Source organism: Pseudoxanthomonas sp. JBR18 (assembly GCF_028198165.1).
Lineage (GTDB): Bacteria > Pseudomonadota > Gammaproteobacteria > Xanthomonadales > Xanthomonadaceae > Pseudoxanthomonas_A.
This window is the reverse complement of the sequence record NZ_CP116339.1, coordinates 285,667-302,225: the sequence shown is the minus strand read 5'-3', so window position 1 is coordinate 302,225 and position 16,559 is coordinate 285,667. Positions and strand designations below refer to the sequence as shown.

General features: G+C 69.5%; 13 protein-coding genes and 1 riboswitch. Of the genes, 3 read left to right on the top strand and 10 right to left on the bottom strand.

The window, feature by feature from the left end; genetic code table 11:
• Positions 1-124: 124 nt before the first annotated feature.
• From PJ250_RS01580 to PJ250_RS01555, 6 genes are all read right to left on the bottom strand, one after another.
• Positions 125-1,135 carry an HlyD family secretion protein gene (locus PJ250_RS01580; protein ID WP_271646811.1) on the bottom strand — a complete coding sequence of 337 codons (1,011 nt, stop codon included), beginning with the start codon at positions 1,133-1,135 and terminating at the stop codon, positions 125-127.
• A gap of 108 nt (positions 1,136-1,243) precedes the next feature.
• Positions 1,244-1,447: a DUF1656 domain-containing protein gene (locus tag PJ250_RS01575; RefSeq protein WP_271646810.1), complete on the bottom strand. Its 204-nt coding sequence runs from the start codon at positions 1,445-1,447 to the stop codon at positions 1,244-1,246.
• Positions 1,434-3,590, bottom strand: coding sequence for an FUSC family protein (locus PJ250_RS01570; RefSeq protein WP_271646809.1), 2,157 nt, complete (start codon positions 3,588-3,590; stop codon positions 1,434-1,436). Before PJ250_RS01570 ends, PJ250_RS01575 begins: the two co-directional genes overlap by 14 nt.
• A complete protein-coding gene (locus PJ250_RS01565) occupies positions 3,587-4,105 on the bottom strand; it encodes a MarR family winged helix-turn-helix transcriptional regulator (protein ID WP_271646808.1) in 519 nt (172 codons plus the stop codon). The genes PJ250_RS01570 and PJ250_RS01565 overlap by 4 nt, the downstream gene beginning before the upstream one ends.
• Positions 4,106-4,190: 85 nt before the next feature.
• Entirely contained in the window at positions 4,191-5,030 is an 840-nt protein-coding gene (locus PJ250_RS01560) for a M23 family metallopeptidase (protein WP_271646807.1), read from the bottom strand.
• A gap of 8 nt (positions 5,031-5,038) precedes the next feature.
• Positions 5,039-6,148: an NHL repeat-containing protein gene (locus tag PJ250_RS01555; RefSeq protein WP_271646806.1), complete on the bottom strand. Its 1,110-nt coding sequence runs from the start codon at positions 6,146-6,148 to the stop codon at positions 5,039-5,041.
• A gap of 126 nt (positions 6,149-6,274) precedes the next feature.
• A riboswitch (SAM riboswitch) is annotated at positions 6,275-6,399 on the top strand.
• Between the two features lie 93 nt (positions 6,400-6,492).
• Between PJ250_RS01555 and PJ250_RS01550 the strand changes: the two genes are divergently transcribed.
• Genes PJ250_RS01550 through PJ250_RS01540 form a run of 3 tightly spaced genes read left to right on the top strand, consistent with a single transcriptional unit; the run spans position 6,493 to position 9,829 of the window.
• Positions 6,493-7,530: a homoserine O-succinyltransferase MetX gene (locus tag PJ250_RS01550; protein ID WP_271646805.1), complete on the top strand. Its 1,038-nt coding sequence runs from the start codon at positions 6,493-6,495 to the stop codon at positions 7,528-7,530.
• The gene (locus PJ250_RS01545) at positions 7,527-8,747 is read left to right on the top strand and encodes an O-succinylhomoserine (thiol)-lyase (RefSeq protein WP_271646804.1); all 1,221 of its coding nucleotides are present in this window, start codon (positions 7,527-7,529) and stop codon (positions 8,745-8,747) included. The genes PJ250_RS01550 and PJ250_RS01545 overlap by 4 nt, the downstream gene beginning before the upstream one ends.
• The gene (locus PJ250_RS01540; protein WP_271646803.1) at positions 8,744-9,829 is read left to right on the top strand and encodes a homoserine dehydrogenase; all 1,086 of its coding nucleotides are present in this window, start codon (positions 8,744-8,746) and stop codon (positions 9,827-9,829) included. Before PJ250_RS01545 ends, PJ250_RS01540 begins: the two co-directional genes overlap by 4 nt.
• Positions 9,830-10,248: 419 nt before the next feature.
• Here PJ250_RS01540 and PJ250_RS01535 read toward each other — a convergent pair whose 3' ends face one another.
• The 4 genes from PJ250_RS01535 to PJ250_RS01520 all read right to left on the bottom strand — a co-directional run bounded on the left by PJ250_RS01535 (position 10,249) and on the right by PJ250_RS01520 (position 16,519).
• Entirely contained in the window at positions 10,249-10,488 is a 240-nt protein-coding gene (locus PJ250_RS01535; protein WP_271646802.1) for a hypothetical protein, read from the bottom strand.
• Between the two features lie 177 nt (positions 10,489-10,665).
• Positions 10,666-11,667, bottom strand: a complete 1,002-nt coding sequence (locus PJ250_RS01530) for an alpha/beta fold hydrolase (RefSeq protein ID WP_271646801.1) — start codon at positions 11,665-11,667, stop codon at positions 10,666-10,668.
• 111 nt (positions 11,668-11,778) lie between these two features.
• Positions 11,779-13,332 carry a sulfatase family protein gene (locus tag PJ250_RS01525; protein WP_271646800.1) on the bottom strand — a complete coding sequence of 518 codons (1,554 nt, stop codon included), beginning with the start codon at positions 13,330-13,332 and terminating at the stop codon, positions 11,779-11,781.
• A 103-nt stretch (positions 13,333-13,435) separates the two neighbouring features.
• A complete protein-coding gene (locus PJ250_RS01520; RefSeq protein ID WP_271646799.1) occupies positions 13,436-16,519 on the bottom strand; it encodes a ligand-binding sensor domain-containing diguanylate cyclase in 3,084 nt (1,027 codons plus the stop codon).
• Positions 16,520-16,559: the final 40 nt, after the last annotated feature.

Genomic DNA, 16,559 nt, shown 5'->3' with positions numbered 1-16,559 from the left:
CGCGCGGGGCTTTTTTTGTGGGACATCCCCTCCAGGCGGCTGGCCTCGTGGGAGCCGCCATGGCGGCGATGAGGTTTTTCCAGTCAGGCCCTTCAAAGCCTCGCGACCCTCGCCGGCGAGATCCTCAGCGTGCGTCGCGCTGCGCCGGATGCACGGTGACCGAGGCGGTCATGCCGGCGGCCAGCACCATGTCCTTGGGGACGCTGGCCGGATCGATGCGCACCCGCACCGGCACGCGCTGGGCCAGGCGGATCCAGTTGAAGGTCGGGCTGACCGAAGCCAGCAGATCGCTGCTGCTGGTCGGGTTGTCGGCATCGGTAATGCCGCGGGCGATGCCTTCGACGGTGCCGTGCAGCGCGCGGCCGTCGCTCATCAGGCGGATGTCGGCGGCGTCGCCGGCGCGGATGTGCGGCAGCTTGGTTTCTTCGAAGTAGCCGTAGACCCACATCGTGTCGCTGCGCACCAGCGCCATGCGCGCGGCGCCGGCGCTGGCGTAGTCGCCCACGCGCACGTTGAGGTTGGTGATGTCGCCCTCGGCGGCGGCGCGCACGGTGGCACGCTCCAGATTGAGTTGAGCCAGGTCCAGCGCGGCCTGGGCCTGTTCCACCGCGGCCAACGCCTTGGATTGCGAGGCGGTGGCGGCACTGCGGTTGGCACGGGCCTGTTCCACCGCAGCCTGCGCGGCGCGTGCGGTGGCGGCGGCATCGGCGCGGGCCTCGGCCGAGATCACCGAGGCGGCGGCCTCGCGACGCTGGGCCTGGGCCGCGTACTTCTGGTAATCGGCCTGGCTGGCCGTGGTGCTGGCCGCGGCGGCGGAGATGTTGGCGCCGGCGGCGCGCGCCGCGGCCTGCGCGGCGCCCAGATCGGCCCGGGCCTGGGCAACGGCCAGTTCGAAGCGGCGCGGATCGATGCGGAACAGGACCTGGCCAGCCTTGACGTGCTGGTTGTCCTGCACATCGACCTCGGCCACGAGGCCGGACACGTCCGGGGCGACGCGCACGATCTCGGCACGGACCCGGCCATCGCGGGTCCAGGGCGAATACATGTAGTGGTTCCAAAGCGCGTAGCCGATCAGGGCGGCGGCCAGGACCACGATGCCGGTCAGGGCGGTGCGGATCAGGGCGGGTGTATTCATGGGGGCGGAAGTGGGTTCGGGATGGAAAGGAAAGCCGGGTCACGATCCGGTCGGCGGCGCGGCGCTGGCGATGTCGCGTGCGCGCGGTGGCGGCCGAGGCGGGCCGCGCTAGGTCAACAGCATCAGGCCGAGCAAGCCGAAGACGCAGACATACAGGGCCAGGCGGAACAGCGGGGGATGCCAGGCGTGCCGATACAGGCCGACGCGACCGGCCAATCCGTCCAGCAGCCAGAACAGGACGAACAGGCCGGCGGCCAGGACCAGCAGGCCGGGCACATAGACCCCGCCGATGGAGATTTCAGGAGGCAGCATGGGCGTGCTCCGAGGGGGTATCAGGGTGAGCGCCGGCCGCGCCGGAGAGGACCGAATCGGCGTCGCGCAGGGCGCTGCGCAACAGGTGCAGGTGCTCGCGCACCGGCTGCAGGCGGGCGGGGACGGCGCCATCGATGGCGGTCAGCGACAGGGCGGCGTCCAGATGCCGGGAGGCCGCGTCGTGATCGGCGGCGCCGAGGTGTTCGTACAGGCGCGCGATCGCCGCCACGGCCGCGTCGATCTCGCGCTCGATGTCCGCGGGGACGGCCGCATCCAGGCTGTCGTGGCGCAGCTCGATCAGCGTTCGGCCGGTCTCGTGCACGGCCAGCGCCCAGGCCAGCAGAGTGCGCGATTCCTGGCTTCCGGGCTGGGTGTAGGTGATCACCTGCAGGAACAGGTCGCGGCTGACGCTCTCGAAACGCGGCGCCAATCCATCCAGCGGCGCGCGGGCGGCCAGGGCCACCTGGCGGCGCAGTTCGGTAAGCAGGCGCCGACGCTGCCACTGCGTGCCGACCACCGAGGGGATCAGCTGGAAGGCGAGCATCGCCAGGATCGCGCCGAGCAGGAAGGCCATGCCGTTGTTGAGCAGGCTGGCCACGTCCTGGCTTGGTGACAGGCCGAGCCCCAGCGTGACCATGAAGCCCAGGCAGGTGCCCAGGCTCAGCCCGAACAGCGGCGGGCGCGTGGACAGATACACGGCCACCATCAGGAACGGTGCGGTCCCCAGCACCAGCATCGGGAAGCTGTCCAGGCGCGGCAGGACCAGGGTGAAGCAGACGACGGCCATGAGCACGCCCAGGCTGAAGCCCTTGGTGATCTGCACCGCGGCGGCGGCGGGGTTGGCGCCGGCGGCCAGGATCGCGGTAAAGGCGATGACATTGGCCAGCGCCCCGGCGCCACTGCTCCAGCCGCTATGGATCCAGGCCAGGCCGAGCAGCAGCGAGACCAGGAAGCTGCGCGCCACCGTCACGGCGACCGCCGCCAAATCGGTGGCGTAGCGGAAGCGGACCTTCTCGCTGGCGCGGTGCAGCTTTCCGCGCAGGCCAGGCTGCTGCAGCGCCGCGGCGGTATGGGTCATGTCGCGCAGTTCGGCGGTGAACCGCCGCAGCAGCGAGACGCCGGTGTCGAAGTCATCCAGCCGCGCGGCGGGCAGGGCCGCGCGCAGGCCAGCGGCGCGGGCGGGCTGCGCGTCGAGCACCTGGTCCAGGCGCTGGGTGACATCGGCATGATCGCCGGCGACGCGCTCGGCCAAGGCGTCGCCCAGCGGGCGGTAGAGCTGCATCAGGGCGCCGGCGACGATGTCGTCCGAGTCGCCGCGCAGCAGGCGGTTGATCAGGTGATGCAGCGACTGGAACCGGGTCGAGGCCGCCATGAAGCGCTGGTTGAGCAGGCGCATGCGGCGGCTGCGCACCCGCGCCTCCGGATCCTCGAACACCACCGAGGCCCGCAGGTCCTCCAGGCTCATCGACTCGCGCACGAAACGCAGATGCGCCTGTTCCATCTGCGCACGCGGCAGCGCCCCGCGGGTGCCGTCGCGCACGAAGTCCAGAAATGCGCTCATCAAGCCGTTGGAAGCCGTGCGCAGGCTGTTGCGCAGGCGGACGGGGAACACCACGTCGAACACCACCGCGCTGACCAGCAGGCCGAGCAACACTTCGGTCAGGCGCGCGGTGGCCAGGGTGAAGACCGCGGTCGGCGCATTGACCGCAGGCAGGGCGATGATCGCCACCGTATAGCCGGACAGGACGAAGCCATACGAGCGGAAGTTGCGGAACATCAGCGCACCGCCAGCGCACAGGCCGACCCACAGCGACAGCGCCAGCAGGAACAGCAGCGGCTGCTGGGGGAACAGCGCGGCGATGGCCACCGCCACGATGCTGCCCACGATGGTGCCCAGGGTGCGGTAGAAGGCCTTGGCCAGGACCATGCCGCTCTGCCGGTTCATCACCACGATCACGGTGATCATGGCCGTGGACGGCGAGGAGAATCCCATGCGCATGGCGATCCCGCAGGCCAGGTACATCGACAGCAGGACCTTGAACACGAACAGCCAAGCCGCGCCCTCCCCGCGCAGCGCCTCGCGGACCTGCGCGCGCCAGGACGGTCGAGGCGCCGGCGCGGCGCTGGCGGGCGTCGCGCTCACAAGGTCTGTTCCACGCCGTGCAGCAGTTTGGTCAGCAGGTGCCGCAGGACGGCCTGCTCGGTGCGGTCCAGGTCGCGCACATAGCCCTTCAGCACGGCCCAGATGTCCGGCAGGAACGCGGCGATCGATGCGTGACCGGCCTGTGTCAGGCATAGCAAGGTGCTGCGTCGATCTTGCGGACTGGGTTGGCGCTGGATCAGGCCCTTGTCGACCAGTTGCTGGGTCAGGCGGGTGACATTGGCCGACTTCTCCCCGGCCGCCTCGCCGATCAGGGAAGGGCTCAGGGCACCATCCGGACTGCTGTCGATCATCATCAGCACGTTGTATTCCGGGTAGCTCAGCCCGTGCGCGCGCAGCGTGTCGTTGCCGTGATCGACGGTGAGCTTGTGGATGAGCTTGATCATGCGCACGACAGCGGCGGCTTCCTTGGGAAACCCGGGATGGCGCCGATCGGTCGCTTCGAGGCGCTCGGCCGTGGAGGCGAAACGGCTGTGCTGGAGGTCGAATTGATTCACGTGCTAATAATACACTTATGTACTAATGAGGGCGTCAACGCTCCTTAAACGGCGCTCGGGCCGCCTGGAGGGACAGGACCGCGAATCAGTGCGCGAAGCGCAGTTCGCCCAGCGGACCGGCCAGGGTGATCGGGATCGAGACCAGTCGCATGCCGGCGTTGACCTGGACGACGAAGTGCAGGTGCGGCCCGCTGGAAAAGCCGGTATTGCCCGATAGCCCGATGCGCTGGCCGGCCGTGACCGACTGTCCCACCCGGACCAGCACGCCTTGGGGCTTGAGATGTGCGTAGAGCGCCATGGTCCCGTCGGCATGCAGGACGCGGACGAAGTTGCTCTTGCCCGCGCCGGCCTCGCGTCCCAGGCCGACCTGCCGATGATCGCCTTCGACCTGGAGCACGATGCCCTCGCGCGCCGCCAGGATCGGCGTGCCCTCGGGCAGGGCGAAGTCGATGGCATCGAAGTTCTGCGCATCGTCATGACTGAAGTGGCCGCCGGGCCCCTGGTCGACCCGAGCCGGTGCGTCGAAGGGCAGCCGATAGCGCACGTCCAGCGGTTGGACATGCGGGTCGCCAGGCACCGCATCCAGCGCCAGCCCGAAGTCGGCGGCGTCCGCAGGGGCGGTGAGGATCAGGCTGGCGACCAGCCGGCTGCCACGGGCGGGCAGCAGGACGCGTGTCGGCAGCGCCGGCGAGGCGATGATCCCGCGCCCACGCGGCAGCGAGAGTTCCACCTGCACCGGGCCGGGCAGCGTGTTATCCACCCAGGCTTGGTAGCGGGTTGGCGTCTTGACCAGGCGCAACCGGACCAGGGCCGCGGCCTGGGCGGAGGTGGCGGGCGTGGAGGCCTGGGCGGGCAGGGTTTGCGCAAGCGCGCGCGTCGGGAGCGACAGCAGGGCCAGGGCGAGTACGACCCACGCCCCCGCCATCCCTTTCCTCACGGCAGGCAGGCGCCATGCAGGTGCAGGGCCGCGGCGATGTCGCGCAGGTCGAAGGCGGCCAGCGCGCGGTTGTCGTGCTGGACGAACAGCGCCCCATCGGGAAAGCGCGGCGTGCCGGCCACATACAGGGCCACGCCGTCGGTGTCGGCCACGACCTGACCGGAGAAGGTGCCCACGGGCGCCAGGCTGGCGCGGTCGTACACCCGGAACAGGGTCGGACGGGTCTGGTCGGTCGCCACCCACCAGCCGCTGTCCACATCGCAGTCCCACAGCGCCACCCCCTCGGCGTCGGCGTCGAACACCGGCAGGCTGCGCCCGGCGTAGCGCCCGTCCATCGTGTATTCGCGCAGGGTCGAACCGACGCGGCGGTCCTCCTCGGCGATCAGCAGGCGCTCGTGGGCCGGGTCGCCGGCAATGGACTCGACCATGTGCAGCATGCCGGCATCCCCGGTATCGCCGAAGCTGCCCGTCTCCACCGCACTCAATCCGCCCTCGGGTGGCAGGCTCACCGTGTAGCGCCGCACGCGCTGGTCCATCAGCGCACGCGGCGGCAGCAGGCCGGCCCGGAAGTCGGCCATGAAGCTGTCGGTGACCAGCAACTCGAGCGTATCCGGCGCGGTCTCCTGCACCCAGATGCCATAGGGCACCTTGAGCGTCTCGGCCCCGATGAATCCCAACGGGGTGAAGTCGGGCAGGGACAAAGCCTGCACGCGATGGTTATCGCGCTCGACCACGAACAGCGTGTCGCCCCAGACCGCGATGCCATTGGGCCGCCTGAACTGGCCGGGACCGTCCCCCGGGCCGCCCACGGTGCGCAGGCGCTGTCCGGTATCGGCGTCGAAGACCAGCAGTTGGTTGCCGGACTTGGCCGTGGCGATCACCCAGGCGCCGCCCTGCTCGGTGGGCCACACCGCCAGGGAGTCCAGTTCGTCCTCCGGGTGAGCGGATGAGATCCAGGCTTCCTTGACCACCGCATCGGGATGCGGCGCTCGCGCCTGGGGCGTGGCGGCCGCTGCGGACGGCGGGGCAGGGGGCGGGGAGAGGCTGGCGCAGCCGCCAAGCAGGAGTGCCACGCAGGCGGCGCGGATCAGGGAAAAGGAGCTCATGCCCGCCATGATGCGGTGCCGAGCCCGGATGCGTCATCCGTTCGCCGACGGTCCGGTTGCAGGCGCAACCATCGCTCCATCTTGATAAAGCGATTGACAACCGGATTCTGCGCTGGCAACCTGCGTCCACCATCGAGACCGGCAGAGGGACAGGCCCTTTGAAGCCGGGGCAGCCAGCGGCGCAGAACAGCGTGTCGTGGTGGTGCCAAATCCTGCGGCGACGCCTTTGCGTTTAGACCGAAAGATGGTTCGTACGGTGCAGCGGCGGTGGTGTCTTCCGTCCCTTGCACGACGAACGCGAGCTTCCCCGCGAAAGCTCGATGGCCGTTCCTCCCGGATCCGCCATGAGCCTCGTGAACACAGTCGCCGCCCATTCCAACGAAACCACCGAAGTCGACGCGTGCTGTACGTCGGCCGCCGCTGCGCCCGCGATCCGCGGCGAGCTGTCGGTGGCCCTGGCCATGCGCCATGCCGGCGCGCGTACGCTGACCCTGCGCTACGAACTGCAAGGCCCGGCCGAGGCGCCGGTGGTGTTCGTGGCCGGTGGTATCTCCGCGCACCGCCATGTCGCGGCCAGCGCGCAGTTCCCCGAAAACGGCTGGGCCAACGACCTGGTCCGTGCCGGGCGCACGCTGGATCCGGCGCGCGTGCGCATCCTGTCCTTCGATTTCCTCGGTGCCGACGGCCAGCTCGATGCGCCGATCGACCCGGCCGACCAGGCCGACGCCATCGCCACCCTGCTCGACGCGCTGGAGATTCCGGCGCTGCGCGCCTTCGTCGGCTATTCCTACGGCGCGCTGGTCGGCCAGCACCTGGCTGCGCGGCATCCGCGGCGGGTCGAGCGCCTGGTGGCCGTCAGCGGTGCCCACCGGCCGCATCCGTTCGCCTCGGCCTGGCGCGCGCTGCAGCGCCATGCCGTGGCGCTGGGCCAGATGCAGTGCGCCGACCAGCAGGGCCTGTCGCTGGCGCGCCAGTTCGCCATGCTCAGCTACCGCACCCCGGAAGAATTCGGCGAGCGCTTCGACGCCGCGCCGGAGGTCATCAACGGCCGCGTGCGCGTGGCCGCCGAGGACTACCTGGATGCCGCCGGCGCGCAATACGTCGCGCGCACCCCGGTCAACGCCTTCCTGCGCCTGTCCGAATCCATCGACCTGCACCGCATCGACCCGGCCACCATCGCCGTGCCCACCACCGTGGTCGCCGTCGAAGGCGACCGCCTGGTGCCGCTGGCCGACCTGGTCACCCTGGTCGAGGGCCTGGGGCCCAACGGCCACCTGCGCGTGCTGCGCTCGCCCTATGGCCACGACGCCTTCCTGAAAGAAACCGACCGCATCGACGCGATCCTCGCCACCGCCCTGCGCCCCACCGGAGACACCCCATGAGCCATTCCGCCGACAACGCCATTCCCTGCAGCGCCGCCACCGCCGCCGTGCGCGCGGGGATCGACCGCGACACCGCCTACGGGGCGGTGACCCCGCCGATCGTGCTGTCGTCCAATTTCTCCTTCGACGGCTTCGGCAACAAGCGCCAGTACGATTACACCCGCAGCGGCAACCCCACGCGCGACCTGCTGGGCGAGGCGCTGGCCGAACTGGAAGGCGGCGCGGGCGGGGTGATCACCGCCACCGGCATGGGCGCGATCAACCTGGTGCTCAACGCGTTGCTGCAGCCGGGCGACAAGCTGGTGGTGCCGCACGATGCGTACGGCGGCAGCTGGCGCCTGTTTAACGCGCTGGCGACCAAGGGCCACTTCGAACTGATCACCGCCGACCTGACCAACCCGGTCTCGCTGGGCGAGGCGCTGGCGCAGTCGCCCCGGCTGGTGCTGATTGAGACCCCGTCCAACCCGCTGCTGCGCATCACCGACCTGCGCTTTGTGATTGAGGCGGCGCACAAGGCCGGCGCCAAGGTGGTCGTGGACAACACCTTCCTGTCGCCGGCGCTGCAGCGGCCGATCGAGTTCGGTGCCGACCTGGTCCTGCATTCGACCACCAAGTACGTCAACGGACACAGCGACGTGGTCGGCGGTGCGGTGATCGCGCGCGATGCCGAGCTGCACCAGCAGCTGGTGTGGTGGGCCAACGCGCTGGGCCTGACCGGCTCGCCGTTCGACGCTTTCCTGACCTTGCGCGGTTTGCGCACCCTGGACGCGCGCCTGCGCGTGCACCAGGAAAACGCCCAGGCCATTGTCGAGGCGCTCGACGGCCATGCCGCGGTCACCCAGGTCTACTACCCGGGGCTGGCCTCGCACCCGGGCCATGCGGTCGCCGCGCGCCAGCAGAAGGGCTTCGGCGCGATGATCTCCTTCGAGCTGGACGGCGGTGAGGCCGCCGTACGCGCCTTCGTCGACGGCCTGCGCTACTTCACCCTGGCCGAGTCGCTGGGCGGCGTGGAGAGCCTGGTCGCGCATCCTGCCACGATGACCCACGCGGCGATGACCCCGGAGGCGCGCGCCAAGGCTGGCATCTCCGACGGCCTGCTGCGGCTGTCGGTGGGGATCGAACTGTCCGAGGACCTGGTGGCCGACCTGCAGGCCGGACTGGCCCGCGCACAGGCCGTGGCCGCCGCCCAGGGCGCACGGAAACTGGCCGACGCATGAGCGCGGTCGTCCGGCTCGGAACCCACCGTGCGCCACGCCTGGCCCTGCTGGGCACCGGCGTCGTCGGTGGCGCACTGGTGGCCCGCTATCAGCGCCTGCTGGCGCGCGGCACGCCGTTGCCGGCGTTCGCGTGGATCGCCAACTCACGCGCCGTCATCGACGGCGAGGCGGATCTGCACGCCGGGCTGACGCAGTTGCGTACCGCGCCGGCCAATACGCGCATCGTGCCGCCGTGGGCCGAAGCCGATGCGCTGGACGCCGGCGACATCGTCATCGACGCCACCGCCAGCGACGCCATCGCCCTGCGCCACGCCGAATGGCTGGGCCGTGGCGTGCACGTGGTGACGGCCAACAAGCTGGGCCGGGGTGCGGACCTCACCCGCGCACAGGCGATCACCGAGGCCGCGCGCGCGGGCGCGGCGGTCTACGGCGACAGCGCCACCGTCGGCGCCGGGCTGCCGCTACTGCGCAGCCTGCGTGCGCTGGTCGACGGCGGCGATGCGATCACCTCGGTCGAAGGCGTGCTGTCGGGCTCGCTGGCCTTTCTGTTCCACACCTTCGACGGCAGCGTGCCGTTCTCGGCCTGCGTGCGTCAGGCGCGCGAGGCTGGCTTCACCGAGCCGGATCCGCGCATCGACCTGTCCGGCGAGGACGTGCGTCGCAAGCTGTTGATCCTGGCGCGCGCGGCGGGCCTGCCGCTGCAGGCCGGCGAGGTGCGGGTCGAATCGCTGCTCCCCCCGGTCCTGGCCAACGCCTCCGGCGCACAGGTCGAGGCGCTGCTGGACACGTTGGATGCGCCGCTGCATTCGCATCTGGTCAAGGCCCAGGCACGCGGCGCGCAGCTGCGCTTCGTCGGGCGCTTCGATGCGCGCGGCGCGAGCGTGTCGCTGCAGGCCTTGCCGGCGGGCCACGCCCTGTGTGGCGGGGCGGGCAGCGACAACCGCGTGGCGATCCACAGCGATCGCTACGCGCAGCAGCCGCTGCTGATCCAGGGCCCGGGCGCCGGCGCCGAGGTCACCGCCGCGGCGCTGCTGGACGACGTGCTGGCGCTGCTGCCGCTCGCGCGCGCTCGCGCAGCCTGAGGCAACGCGCGGCTCCCGGATCGCGAGGAGCTTGCACCGCGCCGGCGGCAGGGACGCCGGTGGGCCGTCAGCTGGGCGACCTGGCACGACCTGCCCCAATGCGTCGCATTGCGCCGGGCATGCCTGCGCGGTGATTTCGATTTGATGTTCGAGGAGCGGCGGCAACGTGTCCCGGCCCAGCAATTCGGCCGCCGTCGGCAGCTGAGTTACGCAGAACACCAGGACGGTGGCGGCCGATTCGACACGCGCCCGGGAAACACAGTGGGCGAGGCCAGCGGATCCTTGCGGGACTATGCGGCCAAGGCGGCCTGAAGGACTTCAATCGGTCCCCATGCCGGCCCGCCGTCAAGGCGTGGGCGTAACGGCAGGCGCGGTCCGACTATGTCCAAGGACGTCACCGCATAGCGGCAGCGGCGCAGTCAGTCGCGCGGCAACAGGCCTTGGGCATTGCGCTGTGGAAGCTTGACCCGGCTGTGGCGCAGCTGGCCCAGCAGGCGCTCTTCAAGCGTGCTGTGCCATCCATCGGCGTTGCGCTCGTAACAGGGCGTGCAGACCAGCACGCCATAGCGTTCGATCACATGGCCATGGTCAGAATCTGGCCGGAAGTACAGTTTTTGGTCACAACAGAAGCAGTTTGCGGTGACGACGTCGGCTTGCATGGCCTGTTTCCCCTGGTGTTGGCGCTGTCGCATGCCAACCCCTGCCGCACGGTGCGTGCCAGCTTCTGGCGGGAAAATGTGACGAAGTCTTAGGATCTGCATTCTCGTCGTCCCGGCGTCCCTGCGCACGGATGCGTGTCTACCAACGCGTGGGCAACGAGGGACAGGCCATGCCGATCATGGCTGTCCCAGCGCCTTGAGCAATGCGGCATTGAAGCGCGCCGGGTCGGCCACCTGCGGCGAATGGCCCAGGTCGGCGAATTCCACCAGTGTCGCCCCCGGGATCGCCCCGGCGGCGCGCTTACCCAGGACCGGATAGTTGCCCAGGGTGGCGCGGATCTCCGGCGGCGCCTTGCCCTTGCCGACCGCAGTGCGGTCCTTCAGCCCGATGAATAGCGTGGTGAGCACCTTGATGTCCGACAGCTCATAGACGACGGGCTGGTTGTAGACCATGTCGTAGGTCAGGGCCTGGTCCCAGGCATTGATGTCCTTGCCGTCGCCGGCGTACATCCCGGCCTGCATGCGGGCCCAGCGCTCGTATGCCGGCGTCCAGGTGCCCGCGTAATACACGTCCATCTGGTACTTCTTGGTGCTTTCGTAATCGGTCTTGAGGGTGCCGGCATACCACTGGTCCACGCTTTGGTAGGGCACGCCGACGGCCTTCCAGTCCTCCAGGCCGATCGGATCGACCAGGGCCAGGTGGCTGACGTCCCGCGGGAACATCAGCGCATAGCGAATGGCTAGCATGCCACCCATCGAATGCCCGATCACCACGGGGTGGTCGATGCCCAGGCTTTCCAGCAAGGCGTGGGTGTTGTCGGCCAGACCCGACAGCGAGAACTGGTAGTGGCGTGGCTTGGACGACTTGCAGAAGCCGACCTGGTCCACCGCGATCACTCGATAGCCGGCCCGGCTCAGCGCGCCGATGTTCGGCTCCCATGTGGCCGCGCAGAAGTTCTTGCCGTGCAGCAGCACGGCGGTGCGGCCATTGGCCGGGCCGGTCGGGGCGATGTCCATGTAGGCCATCTCCAGCGGCTGCCGCTGGGCCTGGAACTTGAACAATTTGACCGGATAGGGGTAGTCGAAGCCTTCCAGGCGCGCGCCATACACCGGTTGCTGCTGGGCCAGTGTGGGCAGGGACGCGGTGGCCAGGGCGAGGGCCAGGAGCATATTGCGCATCGTGCGGGTCCGTGGGGGCGGGCCGACAGGATAAGAGGCCGGGCGTCCGTAGCCGGTCACATGTCCATCATCGGCGATGCCAGGCGCAGCCATCCGCGCGCGTGGCGCCGTTCAGGCCGGACACTTGCCGGTCACGCGGAGGGGCGGCACGTAGCCCGGCGGGTCGACATCGCCGGTCTGCGCGCGCAGGGTGGTGATGCGCTGTTTGAGCGTGGTGACGATCTGCGCGTTGTGTGGCTCGTCGACGACATTGTGGATCTCGCCCGGATCGTCGCGCAGGTCGTAGAGCGCCCATTCCTGCGGCGACTCCCAGAAGTGGATCAGCTTCCAGCGCTGGGTGCGCACGCCGCGGTGCTTACGCGCGCAGTGCACCGCCGGGTATTCAAACCATTCGTAGAGGAAGTCTTTGCGCCAGCCGGCAGCGTCATGGTCCAGGGCGATGGGCTTCCAGCTATGGCCCTGCATCCAGTCGGGCGGGGTGAGGCCAGCCATGTCCAGCAGGGTGGGGGCCAGGTCGATGTTGAGGACCATGTCGGTGTCGTTGACCTGGCCGGCTGGGATCTTCGCCGGCCAGCGCACCAGCATCGGTACGCGCAGCGCGGGCTCGAGCATCATGCGCTTGTCGTAGAAGCCGTGCTCGCCCAGAAACATGCCGTTGTCCGAGGTGTAGATGACGATGGTGTTCTCGGCCAGACCGTGCGCATCCAGGTAATCCAGCACCCGGCCGACATTCTCGTCCACGCCCAGCAACACCCGGTAGTAGTTGCGCAAGAAGGCCTGCAGCACGGCATAGTCGCGCTCCGGGCGAGGCAGGTGTTCGTCCACCTGTGGCGGCCGGCGCTCGGCCTTGTGGAAGAGGTCCTGCATGTGGTGGATCACTTGCTGGGTGGTCTTGGAAAATGCCTCTGGCGCGCCTTCGGGCTGCGGTTGGCCGAAGCCCGGCGGGATTGGCATCTGCACGTCCTTGAACGCCTCATAGAAGCGCGGGTCCGGCTCCCATGGCCCGTGCGGGGCCTTGAACTGGTAGCACAGGCAGAACGGCTGGTCGGTCGGCCGCTGCTCCAGGTAGGCCATGGCCTGGTCGCCGATGACATCGTCGGTATGCCCGCGGAAATGCACCGGCGCGCCGTTGACGATGAATTGCGGGTCGAAGTAGCTGCCCTGGCCCTTGAGAATGGCCCAGTGATCGAAGCCGGTCGGCATCGACTTGATGTGCCACTTGCCGACTACCGCGGTGTGGTAGCCGGCCTGGCGCAGCAGCATCGGATAGGTGATCTGGTCGTGGCGCAGGCCCATCTGCTCGTACCAGCCCGGCTCCTCGCCATTGCTGGTGACCCCGTGGCTGTGGGCATACAGTCCGGTCAGGTAGGAAGCACGACTGGGCGCGCACACCGAAGTGGTGACGAACGCCCTGTCAAAGCGCAGTCCTTCGGCGCCAATGCGGTCCATGTTCGGCGTCTTCAGAATGGGGTTGCCGTACAGGCTCAGGGCGTCCTGGGCCTGATCGTCGGTCATGATGAACACGATGTTCGGCGCCCCTTTGGGCGCCTTGCGTGGGGGCGCGTCATTGGTGGGCACACTGGCGGCCAGGCGCATGGCCAAGGGCAGCGAGGTCCCTGCGCCGAGCAGTTGAAGAGCGGTGCGGCGGTTGAAGCGTGCAGGCATGGCGACTCCGTGTCGTTCGGTGCGCGGCGCGCGCGCCGCGCCGAGGCGGACCCTTACCCTAGTCATCGCTGGAAGCGGTTACACGCTGCGCCGCGACACGCGCCTAATCGTCTTCAGCCACGATGGAGCCGACCAACTGCAGCTGGCCGCTGTCGAGCAAAGCGTCGACCTGCCCGTCGCGCGCGTTCGCCGGGACGGTGGCCTGCGGCGCTGCGCGGTAGGCGGCCCATCCATTTCGGCCATTGCGCTTGACTTCGTACAGCGCGCGGTCCGCCAGGGCGACCATCTGCTCCCAGCCCAGCAACTCCGGCGCGTTCGGGAAAGGGGGGTATTCCATCAGGCCCAGCGAGACGGTGATGGGCAGCGCCCCGCCGCCGCCGATGTCGAAGCGATGCCCGGCGATGACCTGGCACACGCGCTGGCCCAGCGTGGCCAACTGCGCCCGCGGCATCGGCCGGAACACCAGCAGGAACTCCTCCCCGCCCCAGCGCACCACATAGTCGCCCTTGCGGGTCAGGTCGCGCAGGCACTGGGCCAACTGCTGCAGAACCCGGTCGCCAGCCTCGTGCCCGTGGACGTCGTTGACCTGCTTGAAGTGATCCACGTCCAGCAGCCCGAAGAACACCGCATCGTGCTGGACGTCCATGCCGACGTTGCGCGCATAGAACGCCAGGTCCAGCGGAATCTGGCGCCCCAGGTAACGCCGGTTGTGCAGTCCGGTCAGCGGATCGGTGACGCTCAGCGCCTCGAGTCGCGCATTGGCATCGCGCAGGTCGCGCGTGCGCGCCTGCACCAACAGCTCCAGCGCGGCGCGCTGGCGTGCGTGGCGGCGCGACAGCCAGCCGTAGACCAGCAGCAGGACCGAGAGGATCGCCAGGGCCGCCGTCAGGCGGAACCACCATTGCTCGTAGAAGAAGGGGCGGATCCGGAAGGCGAGCCGCGCCGGCTCCGGGCTCTCCACGCCGGTGTTGTTCACTCCCAGCACCTCGAAGGTGTAATGGCCCGGCGGCAGGTTGGTGTAGTTGACGCTGCGTTGGTCGATGTTTTCCAGGCTCATCCACCGCGCGTCGTAGCCGCGCAGGCGGTAGCGGATGTCAGTGTGCTCCGGCGCCTGGAAACTCAGCGCGGTGAATTCGAAGCGCAGGTCGCGCGCCTGGGCCGGCAGCGTCCAGCTTCCGCCGGCTTCCACGTCGCGCCACTGGCCCTGGATCTGGACGCGTTCCACGCGTGGGGTAGGGGGGACGGGGTTGCCGTGGTCCGATTCGGTATCCAGCGCCACCAGGCCATCGCGCGTGGGGAGCCAGAAGGCGCCGTCCTGGAGAAAGCCGCGGCCGTTGCCCGCGCCGTTGCAGCAATCCCCCTTCTGCCCGCCGTGGCGGTCGCCGCGCTCGTTGAGCATCTGCTGGACGTGCAGCCGCGTGCCGTGGGAATCGGCGGCGTGCGCCAGGTCGGCCAGCGGTAGGCGATACACCCCGCGTAGGCCACCCACCCAGAGCTGGCCGTGGGCGTCGATGGCCATGGCGAAGATGGGATTGGCCGGAATGCCGCGACGCTGGTCCAGTTCGACCCATTGCTTGCCGTCGAACAGCAGCAGCGTTTCGCGAGAGAGGTTGCCGAGCAGCAGACGGCCATCGTCGAGCTCGTGAATGGCGGTGACATGCAGGTCGGGTGCAAGCCCCTGACCCAGTCCCAGCGGCTGCAGGCGTTCGTCTTGCCAGGCATACAGGCCACTGTAGCTGCCCACCAGCAGGCGTCCGTCGCGGGTGATGCGCAGCACGCGCACGCGTGGATCGGCCAGGCCTTGTTCGACGCCGTAGCGGGTCAGCACGCCATCGCGCAGGCGAAACAGGCCGTTGGAGGTGGCGAACCAGAGCCAACCGCGCAGGTCTCGCACCATGCCGTTGATCTGCGCTCCGCCCATCGGCGCAAGCAGCGGCGAGTGCTGGACCCGGCCGTCGCGCAGCACCGCCACGCCCGAGCGCGTCCCGATCCAGGCCTCGCGCGGTTCCACCAGCAGCGAGTACGCGGCCGGGTGCGGCAGCTGGCGCCCGCTCACGACCGTCTGAAAGCGGCCGTGGTCGAAGATCGAGACCCCATCGTTGGTCCCGACCCAGATCTGCCCGTCGTGGCCCCGGCCCAGTGCCCACAGCAGCGGGTCGGTGAGGCCATCGCGGGTGGAATAGCGGCGCGTGGCCCCGTTCCAGACCCGGGTCACTCCGGAAATCAACGTGCCCAGCCACAGGTTGTGCTCGCGGTCCTCCAGCAAGGTACGGGCGGCCAATTGGGGCGTGCCGTCGATCCGCTCCGTGACCCGGGCATCGCGCAGGCGCAGCAGGTGGTCGGCGGCGGCGACCCACAGGTTGCCGTCATGGTCGAGCAGCATCGCCTCGATCGGCGCGCGCCGTAGCAGTGGATCGTCCGTGTAGCGCTGCCAGCGCCCGTCCTGGAGGAAGAACAGCCCCACACTCGTCCCCGCCCACAGCCGGCCCTGCGCATGGATCAGCACGTGGACCGAAGCGGCGCTGGCCTCTTCGGGCAGGAGCAGGGTGCGCACGCTGCCATTGGCATAGCGCTGGCGCACCTCGCCCACGCCGCCGACCCATAACGTCGGGCCGTGCTGCAGCAACGCGGTGGCCGCCGCTTCCAGCCGGGGGACGCGGACCAGGTGATCCTGCTCGACCACGAAGACGCCCTGGCTGGAGGCCACCAGCACGCGGTCGAGCATGTCGCTGTCCAGCGCGGCGACCTCGAACGGGCCACTCACCGCCGGCAGCGGGTCGTAATGGCGGAAATCGCCACGCCTGTACATCGCCAGCCCCTGGGCCGTGCCGACCCAAAGATCGCCGTCCTCGCCCGGTAGCAACGCACGGATATCGCCGCTGCCCAGTCCCGGCCAGGCGCGTCCGTCGAAGCTGGTGAAGCGGCTACCGTCGAAGCGTGCCAACCCGGCCTGGGTCCCCATCCACAGATAGCCGGTGCTGTCCTGGGCCAGGGCGGTGACGCTGAGCTGGGGCAAGCCCTGCTCGACCGACCAGTTGTTGCGCACGTAATCCTGGAACCGCTTGTCCGGCTCCAGCGCCAATGCGCGCTGCGACAGCAGCAGCGCCAGCGCGCACAGCCAGACGCGGGCCCATGGCCTGGCCCGGTGACGATCCGCCTGCGATCCACGCGCTGTGTGGCCTGCCATTGCGCCGCTCTCCCCTGCAACGGTTAGCGGCTTGGCGCCT